Raw genomic sequence first — 22,933 nt, 5'->3', positions numbered from 1 at the left:
CCGCCCTTAATCGCCGTCGGGGCATCATGCGGCGGGTTCGCTACCTTCCCCCGACCGCTGCGCAGTAAAGCGCGCCGCCGCCGCACGCGCTTCGGCATCGCGCCCCTCGCTCGAGACCTGCACGGTCGGCACCGCGAACTCGATGCCGTTTTCCTTGAAGGCATTGCGGATCATGGCGAGCGCATTGCGGCGGATGACGAATTGCTCGCCCGGTTTGGTCATCATCGACAGGCGTATCTCGATCGCAAACTCGCCGAATTGCTCGACCCCCTTCATCTTCAGTGTTTCGATGATGTGCGGGGCGTAGTCCGGATTTTCGAGCAGTTGCTGGCCGATCTGTTTGATGACCTTCTTGGCCAGCACGAGATCGGTGTTGTAGGTGACTTTGAGCGTGATCTTGTCAATCGTCCAGTCTCGGTTGAGGTTCCTGACCGCGCCGAGTTCGCCGAACGGCACCGTCGTCAGGGGTCCGCGATGATGCCTCAACCGGACAGACCGCAGGCTGAAGGCTTCCACGACGCCCTTGTGGCTGCCGCTTTCGATGTATTCGCCGATGCGAAAGGCGTCGTCCCATAGGTAGAACATGCCGCTGATCACGTCCTTGACGATTGTCTGCGCACCGAAACCGACGGCGACACCGACAACGCCGGCGCCGGCGATCAGTGGCCCGATCTCCACGCCGAGCCCGGAGAGCACCATCAGAACCGCGATCACGGCGATGACGACCGCGAGGATGTTCCGGAAGATCGGCAGCAGCGTCTGCAGCCGCGCCCTCTTTGCCTTTTCCTCGTCGTTGGCGGCGCTGTCCAGCGGCGAATCCTCCAATCTCGCATTGATGTAGGCGCGCGCGAGATGCCAGAGGAGATCGGCCGCAAGCAGGATGACGATGCCGCCGATCGAACCGCGGGTAATGCGATCGATCATCGTTTCGCCCGCAGCCATGCGGTCGGCGGCAAACCCGAGTATGCGCCCCAGCCACATGGCGGCAATCGCGATGATGGCGGCACGCACGCCGCGATCAAGAAGTACCGCGGCGATACGGCGCTTTGCCAGGAACCCGGCTTCCGCCTGATGCAGGGAACGCACCGCAAGCGTTGCGACACGCAACGCACGCGGCAGCAGCAACAGGTAGATGCCGATCCAGAGCAGAAGGTTGAAACCGGCAACCCACAACAGCCAAAGCACCACGAAATAGATCGTCAACAACCATGAGATCGTTGCGCTTCTTTGCCCGCCGTCGGCAGGCCGCGACCAGATAGCCTCCGTGGCAATCAGAAGCAGGCCAATGCCGAGTGTATAGCCGACCAGATAGCGCGATCCGCTGGAAAATCCGAGCGGCAGCATGAGCTGGATGATGACCCAGCCAAAGGCGAAATAGATGATGAAGAGTGCGCTGCGCCGCAACCAGAACAGCGCCGTTGACCGCGACACCTCGCGCGTGCCGTCGGCCCTCGGAAGCGTGATCAGGGTCACCAGCAATCGGCCGAACGAGATCGTGAAACGTGCCACCAGCAGCGCAATGGCGATGGCGATGGCCATCGACTGGGTGATCGGCGGCCATTTGAACACGACCAGCGGCACCAGCGTCGCGACGCCGAAAACAAGCGCCGGGACGATGCGATGGATCAGGTTGGTCGCCGCATGGTGTGCGACAGTCACGACCTCGCCGTCTGCGCGCCGTATTCTCGGTCTCGGCACAAGCAGCCGAAACAGCAGTTCGGCAGCCGGCCCCGCCAGCAGCAACGCCAGAACTTCGATAGTGACCAGCGCCCAGCCGCTCGGCTCGACCTCGCGATCGACGATAGCCGACGCTGCTTCAACCTCCTGAGGCAGCGCCATCGCGGCGCTGGACACCAGATCGAAGTGGCGGCGTGCATGGCCGAGAAGCCCAGAGAGAACAGACATCTGATCGGGGCTCGCTTCGCCGGCGGCAGGCGTTGCCTGCATCTGCGTCGCCATCCATTGCTTCACTTGCGGCGTCTGCATCAGCTGCAGCATCTGCCGCACCTCCGCTGGCGCTCCGGCCGGCCCCGGCGTCGCCGGTGTCGCGGGTGTCTGCGCGTCAGCGCTGGCTGCCGTCGTAATAGCCACAATCAGCAGCAGAAACCGCAGCAAGCTCGCGCCAATTCCCAGACCCATTCGCCAGCCCCTTCGATATACATCTCCCACCTTATATCGCGCCGTGGGAAAGAAAAGCCCGCGCGGCTTGCGCTGCGCGGGCTGATATCCGTTTGTGTGGAATGGCTTATTCCTTGGGCTTCTCGACGTGGCCGCCGAAGCCCGCGCGCATTGCTGACAGCACCTTGTTGGCGAACTCGTCGTTGTCGCGCGAGGAGAAGCGTCCATAAAGCGCAGCGCTCAACACCGGCGTCGGCACGCTTTCGTCGATGGCCGCCATGATTGTCCACCGCCCTTCGCCGGAATCGGAAACGCGGCCGGCATATTGCGCAAGCGTCGGATCGGCATGGAGCGCATCGGATGTCAGGTCCAGCAGCCATGATGTGATGACGCTGCCGCGGCGCCACACCTCGGCGACATCCTGCAGATTGAAATCGTAGCGATAGAATTCCGGATGAGCGAGTGGCGCCGTCTCGGCATCCGCCTCATGGCTGTCCGAACCGATATTCGCGCGCTTCAGAATGTTCAGCCCCTCGGCATAGGCAGCCATCAGACCGTATTCGATGCCGTTATGAACCATCTTGACGAAGTGGCCGGCGCCGTGCGGGCCGCAATGGAGATATCCCTGCTCGGCCGTGCTACCTGGAGTAACCGGCCGGTTTTCCGACGGCACGACCGAGCCCTGTCCGGGTGCAAGCGAGGCGAAGATCGGCGAAAGCGACTGCACGATGCCCTTCTCGCCGCCGATCATAAGGCAATAGCCGCGCTCGAGGCCGAAGACGCCGCCGCTGGTGCCCACGTCGACATAGTGGATGCCCTTGGTGATCAGCTCGGCGCCGCGGCGGATATCGTCGTGATAGTAGGAGTTACCGCCATCGATGATGATGTCGTCGTCGTGCAGCAGCGGCAGGAGCTGGGCGATGACCTTGTCGGTGATGGCCGCGGGCAGCATCAGCCAGACCGCGCGCGGTCGGGAAAGCTTCGAGACGAACTCCTCGAGCGAAGCACTGCCGATGGCCCCCTTGCCCGCAAGATCGGCAACGCTTTCCGGCCTCGCATCGTAAACGACGCATTCATGGCCATCGCGCATCAAGCGCTGGACCATGTAGTTTCCCATACGGCCCAAACCCACCATGCCAAGCTGCATCTCAAGTCTCCTGGTAATTTAATCGATATGACTGCGGAAACTAGCACTCGCATGGCGGCAGGCAAGCAAAGTCTGCGTCACATTCAGGTCATGGCTTCATAGCTGCTGCGCGGTGCGATCATGGCTGAAAGGCAATCACAACCCGCCCGCTCGTCGCGTCCGCGATCATCCGCGCGACATCGTCTGCCACAGCCTGGGGTACCGCGAGTGCCAACCGGGCGCCGGTGTCCGAGAAGACCTCGTCCGTGACACGGACGCCAGCCGCAGCGCCAAGCCGCGCCTTGACCAGCGCCAGGTCCGAAAAGCCGACGCGCAGCGTCGCCTCGATTATCGGGATCAACTCGATGATAGCTGACGCACGCAGGCAGGCCGACGCCGTTCCGCCATAGGCACGGATAAGACCGCCGGTCCCGAGAAGCACGCCGCCGAACCAGCGGGTCACGATCACGATGACGTTGTCGAGCGATTGCCCGTCGATTGCTTGCAGAATTGGCTTTCCCGCCGTGCCGCTCGGCTCGCCGTCATCGTTGAAGCGATAGCTCTGGCCGATCCGCCAGGCCCAGCAATTGTGATTGGCGCCGGGATCGGCTTGTGCCGCCAGGAAATCCTTGGCATCCTGCTCGCCGGCGATCGGGCCTGCGACGGCACGAAACCGGCTCTTCTTGACGATCTGCTCGAAGGTCTCGATGCGTTCCAATGAAAACATGTGGGTGGCATATCGCCTGCACCGAGCGTTCCGCAAGTGAAACTGTCGGGTACCGGTACCGAGCATCGATCGCTGGGGCCTTCAACGCAAAAACGCCCGCTGCGAGGCAACGGGCGCTTCATGTATCGGCTGCTCAGGATGAGCAGTATCTGGTCGGCTATCGAACGGCCGCATCGCGTGCGACGCGCTGGATGTCGGCGCGGTCGATGCCAAGGTCGTGCAGAGCACGGTTGGACATGCGGCCGAGTTCTGAAACCGTCTGACGATACTTGCGCCAGTTGTTGAAGGAGCGTGCTACGTTCATGATGATCCCCTTTCCTAGGGCTGTCAGCGTTCGGCAACGTCCTTGTTGCCGGTGTCTTTCTGTTGAGGTGAATATACGTCCGCACAGGGATGGCGAAAAGCGCCAAGGCATCAGGCCACCAATGCACAGGATGCATGGCTTGTCCGAAAGTGCACAATATTTGACTATTTCGCAGGTTCCGATCGACGCTTACACACCCGGGGGGCTCGCCGAAAGCCGTGTAGCCAGCGAAGCCTGCCTCAGCGCAGTCAGGATTTTTTTACTATCCAGACGTTTTAACGCGGGAGCGAGGACCTTCGGCTCCCGACGACGCTCCATTCCCTTGGACTTAGATCCGCGAAAGCCACGTGCAAAGTGCATATGTCGCATGTACGAAGCAGTGGCGTCCGGCCAAGACCGCCCGCCCAATAACGGTTCGGCGTTTCGCCCGGAACGGACAGCGACGCATTGTCGGCCCTCATGTGGTGCGTCAAGACACTCGAAACATGAGGGCAATGTGCACCAGCCTCCCACACCGACCGCTCTCAACAGGACATGCGAAATGAGCAAGACAACTGCAACGGCGCTTGCAATCACCGCCGTGTTACTCTCCAACACGTTGGCGCAAGCTGCTGATTTCTCGGTGGAGGCTTTAAGGGACGGCGGTTCCTTCATTGGCTGCCTGGCGCAGAATACCCGGTCCGGCATCGGCTTCCTGGCGGTCGGTGACAAGGTTGCGCTGTTTGCGAACGCCGCCAAGTTTCCGATTGAAAAGGGCGATCAGGTGAAGGGAAGCTGGTCCGTGGACGACGGCTTCGAAGCAGAGTTCGCATCGACCGCCGACAGCGCGCATACGGCGACGATCGACGTCCCGAACACGTCGGAGGCCGTCGCGGCGCTGACGTCGGGCAAGGCGCTGAACGTCACGGCAAACGGCGTCGAGGACCAATTTCCGCTGGCCGGCACGGAACAGGCCTTCACCGATCTGATCGCCTGCATACGGAAGGAAGGGGCCGAATAGGACCGTCGACCATCACACAGAAAGAAACGGGCGCGCCGCAACGACGCGCCTTTTTCGGCCAACACAATCGGGCTTGGCGTATCGCGGGGGGGTCGAGAAGGCCTTCGCCTTCCCTGCAAAACGCGCGTCATGGGGAAGTGAGTGCGATCCGCGGCAACCGGTGGATGTTTACGATCCTGGGTGCCTACAAACGTAGGTGGGCGCCATATGTCCAGGCCCACGAGCCTGGTCAGGGACAGCTCCCTTTGGATCGAGTATGGCCCCAGGGATTGTGGTTCCTGTCGAGAGGCGCAGATCGCATGACCTATATAAGGCTGATCGCGAGGCGGCGCCAGAGGTTCCGCAGGCACGCCTTGGATTTATTATCTAATTGAGCTCTGCAGGCGCGCGGCCGTTGAGCTTGTCGGCAATGCCGCGGATGTGGGTCGTGACCTCGACAAGCGCTGCGGCGAAGCTCTCCTCGGTCCGCGCGGTCGCTGCGAGAACGGTATCCCGGCTGCCGCGCAGCATTTCGAGTTCGGATTCGAGACCTGCGACACGCCGCGTCAGTTCCGAGATCTCGTCCATGATCATGATCCCGGCCATGACGGTGATCCTGAGGTCGCCGATTTCGCCGAACTGATCCTTGAGATGGCCGACATAGCGGTCGAAGCGCGTCGCAAGGTCGGTCAGGTGATCTTCCTGCCCTTCCTCGCAGGCCATCCGATAGGCCTTGCCGTCGATCGTTACCGTTACCTGCGCCATCTCATCTGTCCTTCATTAGCGGTCGAGGACCGCGCGGATCGTCTCCATCGCCGTCACCAGCCGTCGCGATACCTCGCGATTGACCTCCTCCAGGCGGTTCGCGCGGAACTCCGCCTGATCGAGCTCCTGTGCAAGCTTCGAGCGATCCGCATGAACGCGGCGCACTTCGCCCTCGATCTCGCCATGGTCTCGCTGGCGCTCGATGCGCATGTCCACCGCGTTTTCGAGACTCGAAATCGCCTGTCGCAGCTCATTGAGCGCTGCATCGATGATATTGCCTGTGGGCGTCATGTCTCTTCCGGTTCCCCGCTCAAGACCCGCGAATCGGCGCCTGAAGCCGACCCAATGTACAAAAAAGGATATGCAGCTCGCCAACTGCCCGTCAATAAAGGCCACAGGGCGGCAGGTGCCCTATTCTGTGGATGACGCTAATCAATGACTACATCACGAACCTTTCAACTTTTGTAAAAATCGATGGTCAAATGTCTAAAATCGATTCAACAGCCCTGCAACTGGCCGTCATTTTATTGACTTGGCCGTTCCAACTGCTATGTGTCAGCCGCTCTCATTGATGGTCTCCACAGGCTTGAGGCCATCCCCCGACACCCGTAACCTGCGGAATAGTGATGATCTCTCCTGAACAACACGACCGGATGGCGAATGCGATCCGCTTCCTCGCCATGGATGCAGTCGAAAAGGCCAACTCCGGCCACCCGGGCATGCCCATGGGCATGGCCGATGTGGCGACGGTTCTGTTCACCAAGTATCTGAAGTTCGATCCGAAGAAGCCGCATTGGCCGAACCGCGACCGCTTCGTGCTTTCGGCAGGCCACGGCTCGATGCTGCTCTATTCCCTGCTGTACCTGACCGGCTATCCGGATATGACGATCGAGGACCTGAAGCAGTTCCGTCAGCTGGGCTCGAAAACCGCCGGCCATCCGGAATACGGCCACGCCACCGGCATCGAAACGACGACAGGCCCGCTTGGCCAGGGCATTGCCAATTCCGTCGGCATGGCGATCGCCGAGCGTAAGCTGCGCGAAGAGTTCGGCGCCGACCTGCAGGATCACTACACCTATGCCATTTGCGGCGACGGCTGCCTGATGGAAGGCATCAGCCACGAGGCGATCGCGCTTGCCGGTCACCTGAAGCTGAACAAGCTGGTTCTCTTCTGGGACAACAACTCGATCACCATCGACGGTGCCGTGTCGCTGTCCGACTCGACCGACCAGGTTGCCCGCTTCAAGGCTGTTCACTGGAACACGATCGAAGTCGACGGCCACGACCAGGCTGCGATCTCGGCAGCGATCGAAGCCGCCCACAAGTCCGACCGCCCGACCTTCATCGCCTGCAAGACGATCATCGGCTTCGGCGCCCCGAACAAGCAGGGCACCCACAAGGTTCATGGCAACCCGCTCGGCGCCGACGAAATCGCCGCTACGCGCAAGGCGCTGGATTGGGAATACGAACCCTTCGTCGTGCCTTCCGACGTTCTTGACGCATGGCGCGCAGCAGGCAGCCGCTCCGTTGATCTGGTCAAGGCGTGGGAAAACGGTCTTGCGAAGGCTCCCGCCAAGGCCGAGTTCACGCGCCGCTTCGCCGGTGAACTGCCGGAAGGCTTCGACGCTGCCATCAGCGCCTACAAGAAGAAGGTCGCCGAGACCAAGCCGACGGTTGCGACCCGCAAGGCATCGGAAGATGCGCTCGAGGTCATCAACGGCTTGCTGCCGGAAATGCTTGGCGGCTCCGCCGACCTGACCCCGTCGAACAACACCAAGACCAGCCAGATGGTGTCGATCACCCCGACCGACTTCTCCGGCCGCTACATGCACTGGGGCATCCGCGAGCACGGCATGGCCTCTGCCATGAACGGCATTTCGCTGCACGGTGGTCTCATTCCCTACGGCGGCGGCTTCCTGATCTTCTCTGATTATTGCCGCCCGCCCATCCGGCTCGCAGCGCTTATGGGTATCCGCGTCATCCACGTCCTGACGCATGACTCCATCGGCGTCGGCGAAGACGGCCCGACCCATCAACCTGTTGAACAAGTTGCCAGCCTTCGCGCCGTTCCAAACCTTCTGGTGTTCCGCCCAGCCGACGTTACCGAAACAGCTGAGTGCTGGCAGATCGCCGTCAAGACGCAGAACCGCCCATCGGGCCTGGCCCTGACCCGCCAGAACCTGACGGCGGTGCGCACCGAGTACAGCGAAAAGAACCTCTGCGAACAGGGCGCCTACACGCTGGCCGGCAAGGCCGACGCCAAGGTGACGATCTTTGCTTCGGGCTCCGAAGTCGAGCTCGCCGTTGCCGCGCGTGCAACTCTGGAAGCCAAGGGCGTCAGCGTCCGTGTCGTCTCGGTTCCCTGCACGGAGCTGTTCTTCGAGCAGCCGGATGCATACCGCAAGGAAGTCCTCGGCAACTCGCCCGTCAAGATCGCTGTCGAAGCCGCCGTTCGCGAAGGCTGGGACGCGTTCATCGGACCGGAAGGCACCTTTATCGGCATGAAGGGCTTCGGCGCTTCCGGACCGGCCAAGGACGTCTTCAAGCATTTCGGCATCACCGCAGACGCTGTGGTTGCCGCGGCAGAAGCCAAGCTTTGATCAAGGAGCGCCTCCGGGCGCTCCCTGTCCCATAACCCAAGCCCTATTTATCGGGAGTGAAACACATGACTGTAAAGGTTGCCATCAACGGTTTCGGCCGCATCGGCCGCAACATTCTCCGCGCCATCGTCGAATCCGGCCGCACTGACATCGAAGTCGTCGCCATCAACGACCTCGGCCCTGTTGAAACCAACGCACACCTGCTGCGCTACGACTCGATCCATGGCAAGTTCCCGGCGACCGTCAAGGTCGAGGGCGACACCATCACGGTCGGCAACGGCAAGCCGATCAAGGTCACCGCGATCAAGGACCCGGCCACGCTCCCGCACAAGGAACTCGGCGTCGACATCGCGATGGAATGCACCGGCATCTTCACGTCACGTGACAAAGCCGCCCTGCACCTGACCGCCGGCGCCAAGCGCGTCATCGTCTCGGCACCTGCCGACGGTGCCGACCTGACCGTGGTCTTCGGCGTCAACCACGACAAGCTGTCCAAGGACCACCTGGTCATCTCCAACGCTTCCTGCACGACGAACTGCCTGGTTCCGGTCGTGAAGGTTCTCGATGACGCCGTCGGCATCGACCACGGCTTCATGACCACCATCCACTCCTACACCGGCGACCAGCCGACGCTCGACACGATGCACAAGGATCTCTACCGCGCCCGCGCTGCGGCTCTGTCGATGATCCCGACCTCGACGGGCGCCGCCAAGGCCGTTGGCCTCGTTCTGCCGCATCTGAAGGGCAAGCTCGACGGCACCTCGATCCGCGTACCGACGCCGAACGTCTCCGTCGTCGATTTCAAGTTCGTCGCCAAGCGCAACACGACGGTCGAGGAAATCAACGAAACCATCAAGGCCGCCGCCAACGGCGCCTTGAAGGGCGTTCTCGGCTACACCGACGAGCCGCTGGTTTCCCGCGACTTCAACCACGACAGCCACTCCTCGATCTTCGCGCTCGACCAGACCAAGGTTCTGGAAGGCAACTTCGTTCGTATTCTCACCTGGTACGACAACGAATGGGGCTTCTCCAGCCGCATGTCGGACACCGCTGTAGCCTTCGCCAAGACCATCTAAGGTTTCGGCATAGAAAGTCTGAAAGCGGCTCGGGAAACCGGGCCGCTTTTGTTTTGCCAGGTTCAAGGCGACCTGCCTTGGGCCGCGATACCGACCGCTCGCTTGCCCTGTGCAACCAAACTGACTAGCCTCACGGTGGACAGTGACTGCGTAAGAACATGCAGCTGGCGGATTCACCTATGAGAGTTCTGATGTTGGCCATCCTTCTCGTCATGATCGCAAGCGTGCTGAGCATGAGCCTGGTTGGTGGGCGCAGTTCGAGGCAGATCGCCAGGGGGCAGCCGCTGATGGAGTCCGCCCGCGCCATGGGACCGCGGTGAGAAGCCCACATGACGGCAGTCCGAGCGGATAGTTCTGGCGCCGTAAACCCAATCGCCTTAATGTCGATGGTGGCGCGGCCCGCGCAGAAACGAGAGAGAATTTGATGGATTACTTTACGATTGAAATCGGCGGACAGGCCATCGCGAGTTTCCGGTCGGAAAACGACGAAGACGCCAAGCATTTCTTCCAGGCGGAAGATTTCAGGGAAGATCTGACGATCCTGCAATCACAGGGCAAGCCGGTGTGGGACGGCATCACCAAGCTGACTTTGCGCAAGGCAACTGCCGAAGAGGCGAGCGAAGTCGAGCACGCCTATGAATTCGACGACGATCCGGACAGAACAATCGATGACGAATTCGTCGTCTTCCTGATTCCGATTTCCGACGCCGAGGATGGCGAGGACGACGACGCCGAAGCGTAGTTCAACCCGGTGGGAACACGGCTGATGTCGCCGACCAAGCGCGACATCGGTCCTCGAGTGGGGCACCCGCTGCATCCACGACACAGCGAATGTCCAAGAAAAATACAGGGCGTCACTTTCTGCCCTGTTCCTGCCTGATTTGGCCCTACACTTCCCCTGGCTCACTCTCGAACCGCTCGCCCGATATGCCTTTCGGCATACCAATCAGCAGCACGACGCCGCAGCACTGAAAGGCTAGCCCCCAGGGTCTATCCTTCGAGTGGATTTTGCCGTTAACTGGCAGGCATCGGAAGCCGCTTGAAGAGATGAGAGGACACAAGCAGCTGCAGCATCCGGGGGCGATGCTGCAGTTTTGATGGCGGATAAGGGGATCGGCATGGAAGCATTCTACATCGTCGTATTGGTATCGACGGCGCTGGTGCTCCTTGCGGCGTTTTCAAGCCTGCTTGCGTTTCGCTTCGGTGCCCCACTCCTCCTCCTCTTCCTCGGGATCGGACTGCTTGCCGGCACCGACGGTCTCGGCATCGAGTTCACGAACAACTATCTCGCCTATATTCTCGGCTCCATCGCGCTCGCTGTCATTCTCTTCGATTCAGGCTTCGGAACCCCGTTACAGGCGTTCAAGCTCGCGGCCGTCCCGTCGTTGACGCTTGCGTCCGTCGGCGTGTTGATGACGGCGTCACTCTTCGCCGTCGCCGCCATGTGGCTTCTGAACTTCAAATGGCTGGAAGGCATGCTGCTTGGTTCCATCGTCGCCTCGACGGACGCCGCCGCCGTCTTCTTCCTGCTGCGCATCGGCGGCATCAACATCCGCGACAAGGTGCGCTCGACGCTGGAAGTCGAATCCGGCACCAACGACCCTATGGCGATCTTCCTGACCATCGCCCTCGTCGAGGTGCTGGCAAGCGGCGAACGTTACCATGGCATCAATATCGGCATGTTGGCGATGTTCGTACAGGAGATGGGCCTCGGCGTCATCCTTGGCCTGCTCGGTGGCATGATGATCGTGCTGATCGTCGGAAAGCTGGAAACCGACCGCGGGCTGAGGCCGATCTTTGTGCTGGCGCTGGCGCTGCTCGTCTTCTCGGCGACAGGCGTCGTCGGCGGCAGCGGCTTCCTCGCGGTCTACGTCGCCGGCATCTACGCCGGCAATCGCAAGCTGACCGGTTATGCCTCGATCAAGCGCTTCCAGGACGGGATGACCTGGCTTGCGCAGATCATCATGTTCCTCGTGCTCGGCCTGCTGGCGACCCCCTCGCAGTTTCCGGCGATCGCCATCCCCGCCGTACTCCTTGCCCTCTTCCTCATCTTCATTGCGCGCCCGCTGGCGATCTGGCTATCGCTGCTGCCCTACGACTACACGCAGCAGGAGATCGGCTTCGTCGCCTGGGTCGGCTTGCGCGGCGCGGTCTCTATCCTGCTCGCGATCATGCCGATCCTCGGCGGCCTGGAAAATGCGCAGGTCTACTTCAACACCGCCTTCATCATCGTGCTGGTTTCGCTGCTGTTGCAGGGCTGGACCATCAAGCAGGTTGCCAGGAAGCTCGGCCTCATCATTCCGCCTCGCATCGGCGCCGTCGACAAGGTGGAGGTCGACCTGCCGGGCGCGGCAAACCACGAGCTGCTGTCCTACCGAGTCATCAAGGACAGCCCGGTCCTGCGCGGCGAGCGAATCCCGCGCTGGGCAACCCCGTCGCTCATCATCCGTGACGGCAAGTCGATGCGCTACCAATATGCCGGGCGCCTGCGCGAGAACGACCTCGTCTATCTCTTTGTCGTCCCCTCCTATTCGCGTCTGCTCGACAAGCTCTTCGCAAGCCGCGCACCTGTGGACGAAGACGATGCCGATTTCTTCGGCGCCTTCGCTCTCTCGCCCTCGCGCCCTGCCGCAGACCTCGACGCCGCCTACGGCCCGGGCCTGCTGAATGACTCGGAGAAAGGCCTGACCATTGCCGAGTTGATGAAGCAGCGGCTCGGCGGCAAGGCGGATTATGCCGACCGCGTGCGCCTGGGCTCGATCATTCTGATCGTACGCGACCTAGACGACCAGTATCACATCAGCTCCGTCGGCATGTCGCTCGAAGCCGTCGAACCGGCCATCACGCTCCCGATCTTCATCAATATGCGCGACATCATCGATCGCGTGCACGACCGGCTGAAAGGGAGAAAGAACAAGGAGGTGGCGGCGGCCGCAGCCGCTGCCAAAGGTGATGAAAACCCGCGTTGAACGCCTTGCGTCCGTGATGATCCTTGCTATGGTCCCCGCATCTTTTTGGGCAATAACGAACGGATCCTTCCATGCCTTCCTTCAAAACCCTCGACGACCTTAACGACATTGCCGGGAAGCGCGTTCTCGTCCGCGTCGATCTCAACGTCCCGGTAAAAGACGGCAAAGTGACCGATGTTACGCGCATCGAACGCGTTGCCCCGACCATCCTCGAACTGTCGCAGAAGGGTGCCAAGGTCATTCTGCTCGCGCATTTTGGCCGGCCCAAGGATGGTCCCTCGCCTGATCTCTCGCTGTCGTTGATTGCCCCCTCCGTCGAGGAGGTGCTGGACCATCCGGTGCAGACGGCAAGCGACGCCATCGGCGACGCCGCAACCGCCGCTATCGCAGCAATGAAGAATGGCGATATCCTGCTCTTGGAGAACACCCGATTCCACAAGGGCGAGGAAAAGAACGATCCGGAATTCGTCAAGGCGCTGGCCGCCAACGGCGACATCTATGTCAACGACGCCTTCTCGGCCGCCCACCGCGCCCACGCCTCCACCGAAGGCCTCGCGCACCATCTCCCGGCCCACGCCGGCCGCACCATGCAGGCCGAGCTCGAGGCGCTCGAGAAGGGTCTCGGCAATCCCGCACGCCCCGTCGTCGCCATCGTCGGCGGCGCGAAGGTCTCGACGAAGATCGACCTGCTCATGAACCTCGTGAAGAAGGTCGATGCGCTGGTCATCGGCGGCGGCATGGCCAACACCTTCCTCGCCGCCCGCGGCACCGATGTCGGCAAGTCGCTCTGCGAGCATGACCTTGCCGATACCGCACGCCAGATCATGATCGAAGCCGCCACGGCGGGCTGCGCCATTGTCCTGCCGGAAGACGGCGTCATCGCGCGCGAGTTCAAGTCGGGTGCCGCCAACGAGACGGTTGCCATCGGCGCCATCCCGAGCGATGCCATGGTTCTGGACGTCGGCCCGAAGTCGATCGAGGCCATCAAGGTCTGGATCGAGCGCGCCAACACCCTGGTCTGGAACGGCCCGCTCGGCGCGTTCGAGATCGAGCCTTTCGACAAGGCGACTGTGGCTGCCGCAAAGTATGCGGCCGAACGGACCAAGGCTGGCAAGCTGACCTCGGTTGCAGGCGGCGGCGACACTGTTTCGGCGCTGAACCACGCAGGCGTTGCCGACGACTTCAGCTACGTCTCGACAGCAGGCGGCGCTTTCCTGGAGTGGATGGAAGGCAAGGTTCTTCCGGGCGTCGCAGTGCTGAACGCGGCGCGGTAAAAAGTCGAAAGCTGATTCCACAAATTTTCCATGTAGATAGGCCGCGGCACGCAAGTGTCCGCGGTCTTTTGCTCATGGCAAAAACAAAAGTTCGATGTTTCAAACGATTGAAAAAATTTCAATCGTTTCAGTCGTTTGGCCTGCCGTTTTCCCGCCTATAAACTTCTGTTATCGCCGACCTATATTCTTCGGTTGATAGATTTTTCTTGCTGTGGAGAGAGCGATATGAGCGAACGTTTGGAAGACATTGCACTGCGTATGGTCACGGGCGGCCGCGGGTTGTTGGCAGCGGATGAATCGACGGCCACCATTGGCAAGCGGTTCGACACTATCGGCCTGGAATCGACGGAAACAAGCCGCCGCGACTATCGCGAAATGCTCTTCCGCTCGGACGACGCGATGAACAAATACATCTCCGGCGTCATCCTTTACGATGAAACCCTCTTTCAGAAAGCCGCAGACGGCACCCCGTTTGTCGACATCATCCGTGCCGCCGGCAGCATCCCCGGCATCAAGGTCGACACCGGCGCAAAGCCGATGGTCAACTATCCCGGCGAGACGATCACCGAAGGCCTCGACGGCCTCGCTGACCGCCTGGCGAAGTACTACGAAGCCGGCGCTCGCTTTGCCAAATGGCGCGGTGTGATCGCAATTTCCTCCGCTCTACCGACCTGGGGCTCGATGCGGGCCAACGCCCACGCACTTGCCCGCTACGCTGCGCTCTGCCAGCAGGCCGGCATCGTCCCGATCGTCGAGCCGGAATGCCTGATGGACGGCAAGCCCGGCGACCACAACATCGACCGCTGCGCCGAAGTAACCGAATGGACGATCCGCACCGTCTTCGAAGAGCTCGCCGACGCCCGCGTCCGCCTGGAAGGCATTGTCCTCAAGCCGAACATGGTCATCGACGGCAAGAACGCCCGCAAGGCATCGGTCACCGAAGTGGCTGAGCGCACTGTCCAGGTGCTGAAGCGCACTGTGCCGTCGGCCGTGCCCGGCATCGCCTTCCTCTCCGGCGGCCAGTCCACCGAAGAAGCAACCGCACACCTGTCCGCCATCAACTCCGGCTATGATCTGCCTTGGGCTGTGACCTTCTCCTACGGCCGCGCGCTGCAGGATACGGCTCTCAAGGCGTGGGGCGGAAAGCCGGAAAACGTCGCTGCCGGCCAGCGCGCCTTCAGCCATCGCGCCGAGATGAACAGCCTTGCCGCCAAGGGAAGCTGGAAGAAAGACCTCGAAAAGGCTGCTTGAGATCAAGCTTCGTCGCATTTCAGGAACCCGGGCGCGCAAGCGGCCGGGTTTTCTATTGTGACAGCGACAAATTTCCACTTCTGCATTCGGCAAATCATGGCTAGGACTCGACCCAATGATTGGTTGGGGGCCCTGATGACCACTGTTTCCTTCATCACCGTAGACGTCTTCACCTCCACGCGCTTCGAGGGAAATCCGCTGGCCGTTATGACGGACGCGCGCGGTCTGAGCGACGCCGACATGCAAAAGATCGCAGCCGAGTTCGGCTATTCCGAAGTGACGTTCGTGCTGCCGCCGGAAGATCCCAGGAATACCGCTCGCGTTCGCATCTTCACCCCGACGATGGAAATCCCCTTCGCCGGGCACCCGAATGTCGGAACGGCCTATGTACTCGGCCAGCAGTCAGAGGTCTTCGGACAGCCGGTCGGGGACAGCCTGCGCTTCGAAGAAAAAGCCGGGCTGGTGGAGGTCGACCTCACGCGGGACGGAGACCGCATATCGTCAGCCGCGATCCGTGCGCCGAAGCCGCTCATTGTCGGCCGGACGATCCCCGAAGAGACGGTCGCTCGATGCATATCGATCGATGCCAAGGCGATCCGCACAGCGGCGCACAGGCCGGTGCTCGCCTCGGTCGGACTGACCTTTGTCGTCGGCGAGCTGTCAGATTTGGCAGCACTCGCCCTCGCCCGGCCGAACCTTGCCTACTTCCAGGAGGCAGCCGGCCCCACCCTTGAAGGCAGCCACGACTTCTCGCTGTTCGTCTACGTGCGTTTGCCCGATGAACCCTGGAAGATCCGCGCACGCATGTTCGCGCCGCTCGACAACGTCCCGGAGGACCCGGCAACCGGCAGCGCCTCCGCCGCACTTGGCGCCTACCTCGTGTCGCTGGAGCCGGATCCGAACATGACCATCTCGCTGACGGTCGAGCAGGGCGTCGAAATGGGCCGGCGTAGCGTCATCGGTATCGACGTGGTCAAACAGGACGGCATCGTCACGGATGTGACCATTTCCGGCGCCTGCGCGCCTGTCATGCGCGGTGAAATCGACTACTAGTGCAATTCCAGCAAAAGCACGCAGCGGTGTTGCGTCCGGACTTGCTTACAAACAAAGGTGGAGCGTTTTCGCGATTCGAAGAACAGCGGGAAAGCCCTAGTCGAACAGGTCGCGGCCGAGCAACGCGACCGCCCAGATCGCAAAGGCGATGAGGGCAATCTTCCAGAAATCCGCCCGCCGCCGCAGACCGGGCAGCCCGAGCGGTTTGATCACGTGTATTGCCATCGCCAGGATGAGCAGCAGCGCGATCAGCTTCGTCATGTCTTTATTTTTCCAACTGTTATTAATGTCACAGGACCGACATTATTTCGCGCAACGACTGCATTTATTCATGCCGTAAAGGCATTCGGGGGCACAATCAACAATCTTGAGGCTGGGCGACACGACGTGTCGCCATATGTCTGCTTTACAACCAATGTGCAGAGTTTGTGGAAATGAAAAGAAACTTGCTGTCCGTCGCCGCACTGCTCTTTGGCACACTTTTCCTCTTCATGGGCAACGGCCTGCAAGGCATTCTACTTCCCGTCCGCGGCAATCTCGAGGGTTACGCGACCACGACGCTCGGCCTGCTTGGTACTTCATGGGCCGCGGGCTTCGTCATCGGATGCCTGATAGCGCCGAAGATGGTACGACGCGTCGGCCACGTGCGTGCGTTTTCCGGATTCATTGCCATCATTGCCATCATCGCGCTCGTCAGCGGCATCGTGATCCACCCGGTCTGGTGGGTGCTGCTGCGCGCCGTCACCGGCTTTGCAACTGCCGGCACGTCGATGATCATCGAAAGCTGGCTGAACGAGCGCGCCACCAATGAAAGCCGCGGCGCGATCTTCTCGCTCTACATTGCGATCACCCTCTTCGGCGTCGTCGCCGGGCAGATGATGATACCGCTGGAGGATGTGCGCACTCCCGTTCTCTTCATGATCTGCGGCATTTTCTATTGTATCGCCATGCTGCCGACAACTCTGTCGACGGCAGCCTCGCCGCAGCCGCTGAAGGCGGTCAAGCTCGATCTCCCCGCTCTCTATCGCAACTCGCCGGTGTCGTGTTTCGGCATCCTGCTGGTCGGCATCGCCAACGGAGCCTACGGCACGCTTGGCGCGGTCTTTGGCGCCGGTGCAGGCCTCTCCGATACCAGTATCGCCATCATGATGAGCTCCACCATCTTTGCCGGCGCCCTGATGCAGCTTCCCGCCGGGCGCCTCTCGGACCGGATCGACCGTCGCCATGTGCTGGCGGCCATGTCGGCGGTCGCCGCCTTTGCCGGTCTGCTGCTTTCCGTGCTGCACCCCTCATCACCGACCATCATCATCGGGCTCGTCGTACTCTACGGCGCGGTCGCCAACACGCTCTACCCGATCGCCGTCGCGCATGCGAACGACTACGCCTCGTCAGAGGACTTCGTGAAAGTCTCCGGCGGCCTTCTGCTGCTCTACGGTATCGGCACCATCATCGGGCCGACGATCGGCGGTCCCGTCATGTCGATAGTCAATCCGCACGCGCTGTTCCTGGTCACTGCCGTCGCCCATGTGCTGATTACGATTTACGCGATCATGCGTAGCCGCATGCGCGCCGCCATCCCGGCGGGTGACCGTGACGCCTACACGACCTTGCCGACCGCGACGTCGCAGATGCTGACGCCGGAGGGCATGTCGCTCGCGGATCGGAACACTTCCAACAAGGCTCCCGAACCGGGAGATCCTGCGCTAAAGTACAACTGATGCAAGGATGGAGGACTTCGCATGACCTTTGTCGATGACGACCGGCCCCAGAAGAAACCGACTCACGAGATCGGCGTGGATCTTTCCATGATGTCGGTCGACGAGCTGAAAGCCAGGATCGAGATCCTGAAAACCGAAATCGCCCGCATCGAGGCCGAAGCGGCGAGAAAAGCCTCCGGAAGGTTGGCAGCAGAAAATCTGTTCCGATCCTGAGCCCGCCAGTGGCGGAATTCAATTATAGCGGCTGCGCAAGTGCTAATTCGGCACAGACTTAATGAGACGTTAAGCTTTATAAGGTATTACTCTATTCATCCGGACTTGGTCTGGATTTCAGACAGTTTCCCATGCGGTGAATTGGTCTGATTTTTCTCCCTGTTTTACCTTGAGAGCCGCTTTCGCGGCTCTTCTTTTTTGCCTGCGTTGGGGACTAGTTCCACGAAACTGTGGAAGTTAACCCTTTATTAAGAAACGCCTTGCGCAATTGGGCTAAAGCTACCATCTTAAAAGCATAAAAGACCGGCTGAGGAAACTTTTTGCCTTTGGTCGGCGTTACCTGACCATAAGTAGATGCGTGCAACAGGGACTGTTTAAATGTCAGAGCTTGGATTGAATACGATCAGTTTTGCAGGTCGCGCCGCCGCATCCTCACAGTTCAAGGCACTGTATTCGGAGGGCATGTCGCTGGTTGAAGAGACCGCCGCCTACCTCGATGGCAATGGCCGCACCGCCTCCAAGGTTCTGCCGCGGATGGCGTCTGTTCTTTACGCTGCCGAATCGATGCGCCTCACCACCCGCCTGATGCAGATGGCATCGTGGCTCCTTCTCCAGCGTGCCGTCAACAACGGCGAGATGTCGCGCGATCAGGTGCTCGCTGAAAAGAACAAGGTTCGCCTCGACGGCTTCAACGTCGATCGCAACGCTCCCGGCTGGGGCGATCTGCCGGAATCCTTCCGCGACCTGATCGAGCGCTCCCTGCGCCTTCAGAACCGCGTTGCCCTGCTCGACCGCGAAATCTATCGCCCCAACGAGGCGACGATCGTACCGGACAACCAGAACAGCGTTCAGGCTCAGTTGAGCCTGCTGCAGACGGCTTTCAGCAACAACTGATCAGAAAGATCCTGGAATTTTCCAAACCGGCTGCGCCCCTGCGTGGCCGGTTTTTTGTTGCCCATGAGCATGCCCGGTGCAGCGCTTTGCGCCCGGGAACCACAAACGAAAAGAGCCCCGCCGAAGCGGAGCTCTTTCAATTCTGCCAGCCCGCAGCGATTAGAGGCCGAGGCCGCCGAAACGCTTGTTGAACTTGGAAACGCGGCCACCGCGGTCCATGAGCTGCTGGTTGCCGCCCGTCCAAGCCGGGTGCGACTTGGAGTCGATTTCGAGGTTCATGACAGCGCCTTCAGAGCCCCAGGTCGAGCGGGTCTCGTACTCGGTGCCATCGGTCATGACCACCTTGATCGTGTGATAGTCGGGATGAATCTGTGCCTTCATAACAATCTTCCTGCCACGAACGTCCAAATTGACGCATCACGTTGCGACAAGAGGACCGATTGAATAAATGAAGCCGCAGGCGTTTAAGGCTACGGCTTCCCATTAGGATGCGGTGCCTATACATGAAGGCCACTGGGATAACAAGAGCCCTCAACCGTCTTGCACGGTGTTGAAGGCGATCGGAGATGAATTGACAGACGCAGCGCAGACCGGGGACAAGAAGTCGCGTTCTCTGAGGCCACTCGGCAGATTGGCGCCCTACGTCATGCGCTACCGCGCCATGGTCGCCGGCGCCCTCTTCTCACTGGCTCTTGCCGCCGTGACATCGCTGACCTTGCCGCTGGCCGTCCGTCGCATGATCGACCACGGCTTCACGCAGGCGGACGGCCGCTTCATCAACAGCTACTTCCTCATGCTTATGGTGATGGCGGTGGTGCTGGCTGTCGCCAGCGCGCTCCGCTACTACTTCGTCATTACGCTCGGCGAGCGTATCGTCTCGGACCTTCGGCGCGACGTGTTCGCCCATGTCACGCGGCTGTCTCCCTCCTTCTTCGACATCAACCAGTCCGGCGAGATCGTTTCCCGCCTGACGGCGGATACGACACAGATCAAATCCGCGGTCGGGGCCACCGCATCTGTTGCGCTCCGCAACCTGATCCTGTGCTTCGGCGCCATGGGCATGATGATCGTCACCTCACCGAAGCTCTCGAGCCTTGTGCTCGGCGCAATTCCACTGATTGTCTTCCCGCTCGTCGGCTTTGGCCGTTCCGTGCGCAAGCGCTCTCGCGCCGCACAGGACACGCTGGCCGATGCCTCCGCCTTCGCCAACGAGACGATTTCAGCGACGCGCACGGTGCAGGCCTTCGGCGGGGAGACCGCAGCAGCCGGGCGCTACGGAGCCGCCGTCGAAAAGGCGTACGATGCCGCACGTGCGGCAATTCGCTCGCGCTCGCTACTGACGGGCATCGCCATCACGCTGATCTTCGGCAGCGTCGTTGCCGTCTTGTGGGTCGGCGCCCACAATGTTCTTGCCGGTACGCTTTCTCCGGGCACGCTTGGGCAGTTTCTGCTCTACTCCGTCATATCGGCGGGTTCGCTTGGCGCGCTGTCGGAAGTCTGGGGAGAACTGTCCCAGGCAGCCGGCGCCGCCGACCGCCTGACAGAACTGCTGGACGAGGTATCTCCCATCCGCGCACCCGCAAATCCCGCACTGCTGCCGGATCCCGCCTTTGGCCGGGTCGAATTCTCCGATATCCATTTCGCCTATCCCTCGCGCCCTGGCAGATCCGCACTGCACGGTTTGAGCTTCCGCATCGCGCCCGGTGAAACCGTTGCGATCGTCGGCCCTTCGGGCGCAGGGAAAACCACCGTGTTTTCGCTGCTGCTGCGCTTCTACGACCCACAGCAAGGCGCCGTGCTGATCGACGGGGTCGATGCCCGCACTGTCGATCCCGACGCGCTGCGCCAGCGCATGGCGATCGTACCCCAGGATGTCACGATCTTTGCCGCCTCGATCCACGAGAACATTGCCTTCGGCCGCCCCGACGCCAGCCGGCAAGAAGTGCGGGCCGCCGCCATCGCAGCACAGGCCGACGTATTCATCGCCCGGCTGGAAAACGGCTACGACACCGAGGTCGGCGAGCGTGGCATCACGCTTTCCGGCGGTCAGCGCCAGCGCATCGCGATTGCCCGCGCAATTCTGAAGAACGCCCCGCTCCTGCTTCTGGACGAGGCAACCTCGGCGCTCGATGCCGAGAGCGAGACACTTGTGCAAAAAGCGCTAGACGGCCTCATGCAAGGGCGCACCACCCTTATTATTGCCCATCGCCTGGCAACCGTATTGAAAGCCGACCGGATTCTGGTCCTGGACCAGGGGCGCGTGGTCGAAGAAGGCACGCACCAGACCCTGGTCCGCCATGGCGGACTCTATGCCAAGCTGGCAAAGCTGCAGTTCGAGACGGGAGCCGAAGAGTTCCTTTCTGCCACAAAATAGCGCGGCCGCATTGCGGTTGTCGCCTTGAGCGCCAACGTCAGCAATTGCGGGCGACCGAGCCATGGCATTCCGGGTTGCAAAAGACTTAAACATCCCGATGGAATAGTTGTGTTTTTTGTTTTACGCTGCGCTTGCAGATTGAACAACATCCTGATTCCGGGAGACAAAATCGATGTACAAGTTCGAAGTTTACAAGGACAAGGCAAGCGAATTCCGGTTCCGTTTCAAAGCCTCGAACGGCGAAACGATGTTCAGCTCCGAAGGCTACAAGGCCAAGGCATCGGCGCTGAGCGCAATCGAATCCATCAAGAAGAACGCTCCCGGCGCAGAAGTCGATGACACGACGAAGGCCTCCTCCTGACAAGGATCAGGCGGCGTCTCGAGCGCCGCCATTCCGTTCGAGGCCTTTGCAGTGCCTGCCGGCGTACCTTGCAAAATCAAGGGGCATAACACGGGCAATCATTTTTCAGTCAGCTTGAGTTCAATGCGGCGGTTCGTTGCACGCGCCTCCGGCGTCTCCCCCGGCGCGATCGGCTGAAACTCACCAAATCCAGCAGCAACCAGGCGATCGGCGGGAACGCCCTGGGCTATCAGGAACTTCACCACCGAGATCGCGCGGCCCGTTGAGAGCTGCCAGTTGTCGGCAAATTTCCCGGTACCGGCGAGCGGTACGTTGTCGGTATGGCCGTCGACGCGCAGCACCCAGTTGATCTCAGGCGGAATTTCCTTCGCAACGTCGAGAAGAGCGGCGGCGAGCTTCGCCATTTCCGTCTGCCCGTCCGGATTGAGATCGGCCCCGCCGGACGGGAAAAGCACTTCCGACTGGAAGACGAAGCGATCGCCAACGATACGAATGTTCTCGCGGTCGGAAAGGATCTCCCGCAGCCGTCCGAAGAAGTCGGAGCGATAGCGGTTCAGCTCCTGTACCCGTTGCGCCAGCGCGACGTTGAGACGGCGGCCAAGGTCGGCGATCTTCGTCTGTGACGTCTGGTCCTTCTGCTCCGAGGCCTGAAGAGCCACTTCGACGGCCGCAATCTGGCTGCGCAGCGCAGCAATCTGCTGATTGAGCAGTTCGACCTGGCTCATCGCCCTCTCGCTCGTCTGTTTTTGCTCGTCGAGCTCCTTTGTCAGACTGCCGATCCGCTGCTGTGCCTGGTCCTGCCCTCCCGATCCCGCCGAAAGCAGCAACTGCAGGCGGGAACGCTCGCTCTCGGCGGACGAAAGAGACGCCTGCAGGTTGGCAACGCTATCCTCCAGGTCTTGCTTGCTGCCCTTCTCGAGCGCGAGCAGCTGAGTGAGCTCGTTGATCTGGCTGTTCAGCCGTGTGAGCACTTCGTCGCGTCCGGTGATCTCGCGGCTGAGGATGAACTGCCCGACGACGAAGACCGTGAGCAGGAACATGACGGCGATCAGGAGCGTCGACAGCGCATCGACGAATCCCGGCCAATAGTCTACCGCGCGTTCGCGGCCACGCTTGCGGCCAAGAGCCATG

23 protein-coding genes and 1 other RNA gene are annotated in these 22,933 nt (G+C 61.1%); 14 read left to right on the top strand and 10 right to left on the bottom strand.

The genetic code is table 11. The annotated features are described in order from the left end of the window. Positions 1-24: 24 nt before the first annotated feature. The 4 genes from AC1D2R_RS24225 to AC1D2R_RS24210 all read right to left on the bottom strand — a co-directional run bounded on the left by AC1D2R_RS24225 (position 25) and on the right by AC1D2R_RS24210 (position 4,275). Positions 25-2,139, bottom strand: a complete 2,115-nt coding sequence (locus AC1D2R_RS24225) for a mechanosensitive ion channel family protein (protein WP_477971262.1) — start codon at positions 2,137-2,139, stop codon at positions 25-27. A gap of 106 nt (positions 2,140-2,245) precedes the next feature. Then, entirely contained in the window at positions 2,246-3,265 is a 1,020-nt protein-coding gene (gene gnd, locus AC1D2R_RS24220; protein WP_477971260.1) for a phosphogluconate dehydrogenase (NAD(+)-dependent, decarboxylating), read from the bottom strand. A 118-nt stretch (positions 3,266-3,383) separates the two neighbouring features. Further along, positions 3,384-3,971, bottom strand: a complete 588-nt coding sequence (locus AC1D2R_RS24215) for an IMPACT family protein (protein ID WP_477971256.1) — start codon at positions 3,969-3,971, stop codon at positions 3,384-3,386. Positions 3,972-4,128: 157 nt separating this feature from the next. Then, a complete protein-coding gene (locus AC1D2R_RS24210) occupies positions 4,129-4,275 on the bottom strand; it encodes a DUF1127 domain-containing protein (protein WP_080725715.1) in 147 nt (48 codons plus the stop codon). Positions 4,276-4,816: 541 nt separating this feature from the next. On the opposite strand from AC1D2R_RS24210, the gene AC1D2R_RS24205 reads away from it, so the two are divergent. Beyond that, positions 4,817-5,275, top strand: coding sequence for a hypothetical protein (locus AC1D2R_RS24205; RefSeq protein ID WP_477971254.1), 459 nt, complete (start codon positions 4,817-4,819; stop codon positions 5,273-5,275). A 141-nt stretch (positions 5,276-5,416) separates the two neighbouring features. Here the strand turns inward: AC1D2R_RS24205 and ssrS are convergent. From ssrS to AC1D2R_RS24190, 3 genes are all read right to left on the bottom strand, one after another. Continuing rightward, a non-coding RNA gene (ssrS, locus tag AC1D2R_RS24200) (6S RNA) lies at positions 5,417-5,575 on the bottom strand. Positions 5,576-5,641: 66 nt separating this feature from the next. Beyond that, complete coding sequence (locus tag AC1D2R_RS24195) at positions 5,642-6,019, bottom strand: cell division protein ZapA (RefSeq protein ID WP_477971252.1); 378 nt, start codon at positions 6,017-6,019, stop codon at positions 5,642-5,644. A gap of 15 nt (positions 6,020-6,034) precedes the next feature. Continuing rightward, positions 6,035-6,310 carry a DUF4164 domain-containing protein gene (locus tag AC1D2R_RS24190; RefSeq protein ID WP_477971250.1) on the bottom strand — a complete coding sequence of 92 codons (276 nt, stop codon included), beginning with the start codon at positions 6,308-6,310 and terminating at the stop codon, positions 6,035-6,037. A 335-nt stretch (positions 6,311-6,645) separates the two neighbouring features. On the opposite strand from AC1D2R_RS24190, the gene tkt reads away from it, so the two are divergent. The 8 genes from tkt (at position 6,646) to AC1D2R_RS24150 (ending at position 16,242) form a co-directional block, all read left to right on the top strand. Then, positions 6,646-8,619: a transketolase gene (gene tkt, locus AC1D2R_RS24185; RefSeq protein ID WP_477971248.1), complete on the top strand. Its 1,974-nt coding sequence runs from the start codon at positions 6,646-6,648 to the stop codon at positions 8,617-8,619. 65 nt (positions 8,620-8,684) lie between these two features. Further along, a complete protein-coding gene (gene gap, locus AC1D2R_RS24180) occupies positions 8,685-9,695 on the top strand; it encodes a type I glyceraldehyde-3-phosphate dehydrogenase (RefSeq protein ID WP_477971246.1) in 1,011 nt (336 codons plus the stop codon). A gap of 191 nt (positions 9,696-9,886) precedes the next feature. Beyond that, the gene (locus tag AC1D2R_RS24175; RefSeq protein ID WP_477971244.1) at positions 9,887-10,015 is read left to right on the top strand and encodes a hypothetical protein; all 129 of its coding nucleotides are present in this window, start codon (positions 9,887-9,889) and stop codon (positions 10,013-10,015) included. A 104-nt stretch (positions 10,016-10,119) separates the two neighbouring features. After that, a complete protein-coding gene (locus tag AC1D2R_RS24170) occupies positions 10,120-10,437 on the top strand; it encodes a hypothetical protein (protein ID WP_477971242.1) in 318 nt (105 codons plus the stop codon). 376 nt (positions 10,438-10,813) lie between these two features. Then, complete coding sequence (locus AC1D2R_RS24165) at positions 10,814-12,664, top strand: potassium/proton antiporter (RefSeq protein WP_477971240.1); 1,851 nt, start codon at positions 10,814-10,816, stop codon at positions 12,662-12,664. Between the two features lie 71 nt (positions 12,665-12,735). After that, positions 12,736-13,938 carry a phosphoglycerate kinase gene (locus AC1D2R_RS24160; protein ID WP_477971238.1) on the top strand — a complete coding sequence of 401 codons (1,203 nt, stop codon included), beginning with the start codon at positions 12,736-12,738 and terminating at the stop codon, positions 13,936-13,938. 225 nt (positions 13,939-14,163) lie between these two features. Then, positions 14,164-15,189: a class I fructose-bisphosphate aldolase gene (locus tag AC1D2R_RS24155; protein WP_477971236.1), complete on the top strand. Its 1,026-nt coding sequence runs from the start codon at positions 14,164-14,166 to the stop codon at positions 15,187-15,189. A gap of 135 nt (positions 15,190-15,324) precedes the next feature. Next, positions 15,325-16,242: a PhzF family phenazine biosynthesis protein gene (locus AC1D2R_RS24150; protein WP_477971234.1), complete on the top strand. Its 918-nt coding sequence runs from the start codon at positions 15,325-15,327 to the stop codon at positions 16,240-16,242. Between the two features lie 96 nt (positions 16,243-16,338). Here AC1D2R_RS24150 and AC1D2R_RS24145 read toward each other — a convergent pair whose 3' ends face one another. Further along, positions 16,339-16,503 carry a hypothetical protein gene (locus AC1D2R_RS24145; RefSeq protein ID WP_196246860.1) on the bottom strand — a complete coding sequence of 55 codons (165 nt, stop codon included), beginning with the start codon at positions 16,501-16,503 and terminating at the stop codon, positions 16,339-16,341. Between the two features lie 173 nt (positions 16,504-16,676). Between AC1D2R_RS24145 and AC1D2R_RS24140 the strand changes: the two genes are divergently transcribed. From AC1D2R_RS24140 to rcdA, 3 genes are all read left to right on the top strand, one after another. Continuing rightward, positions 16,677-17,960 carry an MFS transporter gene (locus tag AC1D2R_RS24140; protein ID WP_477971233.1) on the top strand — a complete coding sequence of 428 codons (1,284 nt, stop codon included), beginning with the start codon at positions 16,677-16,679 and terminating at the stop codon, positions 17,958-17,960. Between the two features lie 21 nt (positions 17,961-17,981). After that, on the top strand, positions 17,982-18,173 hold the full coding sequence (locus AC1D2R_RS24135; protein WP_477971231.1) for a DUF1192 domain-containing protein: 192 nt from the start codon (positions 17,982-17,984) through the stop codon (positions 18,171-18,173). Between the two features lie 378 nt (positions 18,174-18,551). Further along, a complete protein-coding gene (gene rcdA, locus AC1D2R_RS24130; protein ID WP_477971229.1) occupies positions 18,552-19,067 on the top strand; it encodes a protease adaptor protein RcdA in 516 nt (171 codons plus the stop codon). 159 nt (positions 19,068-19,226) lie between these two features. On the opposite strand, the gene rpmE is transcribed toward rcdA, so the two are convergent. After that, positions 19,227-19,448 carry a 50S ribosomal protein L31 gene (rpmE, locus tag AC1D2R_RS24125; RefSeq protein WP_057467341.1) on the bottom strand — a complete coding sequence of 74 codons (222 nt, stop codon included), beginning with the start codon at positions 19,446-19,448 and terminating at the stop codon, positions 19,227-19,229. A gap of 190 nt (positions 19,449-19,638) precedes the next feature. Here rpmE and AC1D2R_RS24120 point away from each other — a divergent pair, with 190 nt between their 5' ends. Both AC1D2R_RS24120 and AC1D2R_RS24115 read left to right on the top strand, forming a co-directional pair. Then, on the top strand, positions 19,639-21,441 hold the full coding sequence (locus tag AC1D2R_RS24120; protein WP_477971227.1) for an ABC transporter transmembrane domain-containing protein: 1,803 nt from the start codon (positions 19,639-19,641) through the stop codon (positions 21,439-21,441). Between the two features lie 172 nt (positions 21,442-21,613). Next, on the top strand, positions 21,614-21,802 hold the full coding sequence (locus AC1D2R_RS24115; protein ID WP_057467340.1) for a YegP family protein: 189 nt from the start codon (positions 21,614-21,616) through the stop codon (positions 21,800-21,802). A 98-nt stretch (positions 21,803-21,900) separates the two neighbouring features. Here the strand turns inward: AC1D2R_RS24115 and AC1D2R_RS24110 are convergent, their stop codons facing one another. After that, positions 21,901-22,932, bottom strand: a complete 1,032-nt coding sequence (locus AC1D2R_RS24110; RefSeq protein WP_477971225.1) for a peptidoglycan -binding protein — start codon at positions 22,930-22,932, stop codon at positions 21,901-21,903. Position 22,933 lies beyond the last annotated feature (1 nt).

This window comes from Rhizobium sp. P1_C7 (assembly GCF_056406295.1).
This window is presented reverse-complemented; position numbering and strand designations above follow the sequence as displayed.

Coding starts and splice junctions, on each gene's coding strand:
- AC1D2R_RS24225 (WP_477971262.1), bottom strand. CDS start 2,139: ATGGGTCTGGGAATTGGCGCGAGCTTGCTGCGGTTTCTGCTGCTGATT.
- gnd (WP_477971260.1), bottom strand. CDS start 3,265: ATGCAGCTTGGCATGGTGGGTTTGGGCCGTATGGGAAACTACATGGTC.
- AC1D2R_RS24215 (WP_477971256.1), bottom strand. CDS start 3,971: ATGTTTTCATTGGAACGCATCGAGACCTTCGAGCAGATCGTCAAGAAG.
- AC1D2R_RS24210 (WP_080725715.1), bottom strand. CDS start 4,275: ATGAACGTAGCACGCTCCTTCAACAACTGGCGCAAGTATCGTCAGACG.
- AC1D2R_RS24205 (WP_477971254.1), top strand. CDS start 4,817: ATGAGCAAGACAACTGCAACGGCGCTTGCAATCACCGCCGTGTTACTC.
- AC1D2R_RS24195 (WP_477971252.1), bottom strand. CDS start 6,019: ATGGCGCAGGTAACGGTAACGATCGACGGCAAGGCCTATCGGATGGCC.
- AC1D2R_RS24190 (WP_477971250.1), bottom strand. CDS start 6,310: ATGACGCCCACAGGCAATATCATCGATGCAGCGCTCAATGAGCTGCGA.
- tkt (WP_477971248.1), top strand. CDS start 6,646: ATGATCTCTCCTGAACAACACGACCGGATGGCGAATGCGATCCGCTTC.
- gap (WP_477971246.1), top strand. CDS start 8,685: ATGACTGTAAAGGTTGCCATCAACGGTTTCGGCCGCATCGGCCGCAAC.
- AC1D2R_RS24175 (WP_477971244.1), top strand. CDS start 9,887: ATGTTGGCCATCCTTCTCGTCATGATCGCAAGCGTGCTGAGCATGAGC.
- AC1D2R_RS24170 (WP_477971242.1), top strand. CDS start 10,120: ATGGATTACTTTACGATTGAAATCGGCGGACAGGCCATCGCGAGTTTC.
- AC1D2R_RS24165 (WP_477971240.1), top strand. CDS start 10,814: ATGGAAGCATTCTACATCGTCGTATTGGTATCGACGGCGCTGGTGCTC.
- AC1D2R_RS24160 (WP_477971238.1), top strand. CDS start 12,736: ATGCCTTCCTTCAAAACCCTCGACGACCTTAACGACATTGCCGGGAAG.
- AC1D2R_RS24155 (WP_477971236.1), top strand. CDS start 14,164: ATGAGCGAACGTTTGGAAGACATTGCACTGCGTATGGTCACGGGCGGC.
- AC1D2R_RS24150 (WP_477971234.1), top strand. CDS start 15,325: ATGACCACTGTTTCCTTCATCACCGTAGACGTCTTCACCTCCACGCGC.
- AC1D2R_RS24145 (WP_196246860.1), bottom strand. CDS start 16,503: ATGACGAAGCTGATCGCGCTGCTGCTCATCCTGGCGATGGCAATACAC.
- AC1D2R_RS24140 (WP_477971233.1), top strand. CDS start 16,677: ATGAAAAGAAACTTGCTGTCCGTCGCCGCACTGCTCTTTGGCACACTT.
- AC1D2R_RS24135 (WP_477971231.1), top strand. CDS start 17,982: ATGACCTTTGTCGATGACGACCGGCCCCAGAAGAAACCGACTCACGAG.
- rcdA (WP_477971229.1), top strand. CDS start 18,552: ATGTCAGAGCTTGGATTGAATACGATCAGTTTTGCAGGTCGCGCCGCC.
- rpmE (WP_057467341.1), bottom strand. CDS start 19,448: ATGAAGGCACAGATTCATCCCGACTATCACACGATCAAGGTGGTCATG.
- AC1D2R_RS24115 (WP_057467340.1), top strand. CDS start 21,614: ATGTACAAGTTCGAAGTTTACAAGGACAAGGCAAGCGAATTCCGGTTC.
- AC1D2R_RS24110 (WP_477971225.1), bottom strand. CDS start 22,932: ATGGCTCTTGGCCGCAAGCGTGGCCGCGAACGCGCGGTAGACTATTGG.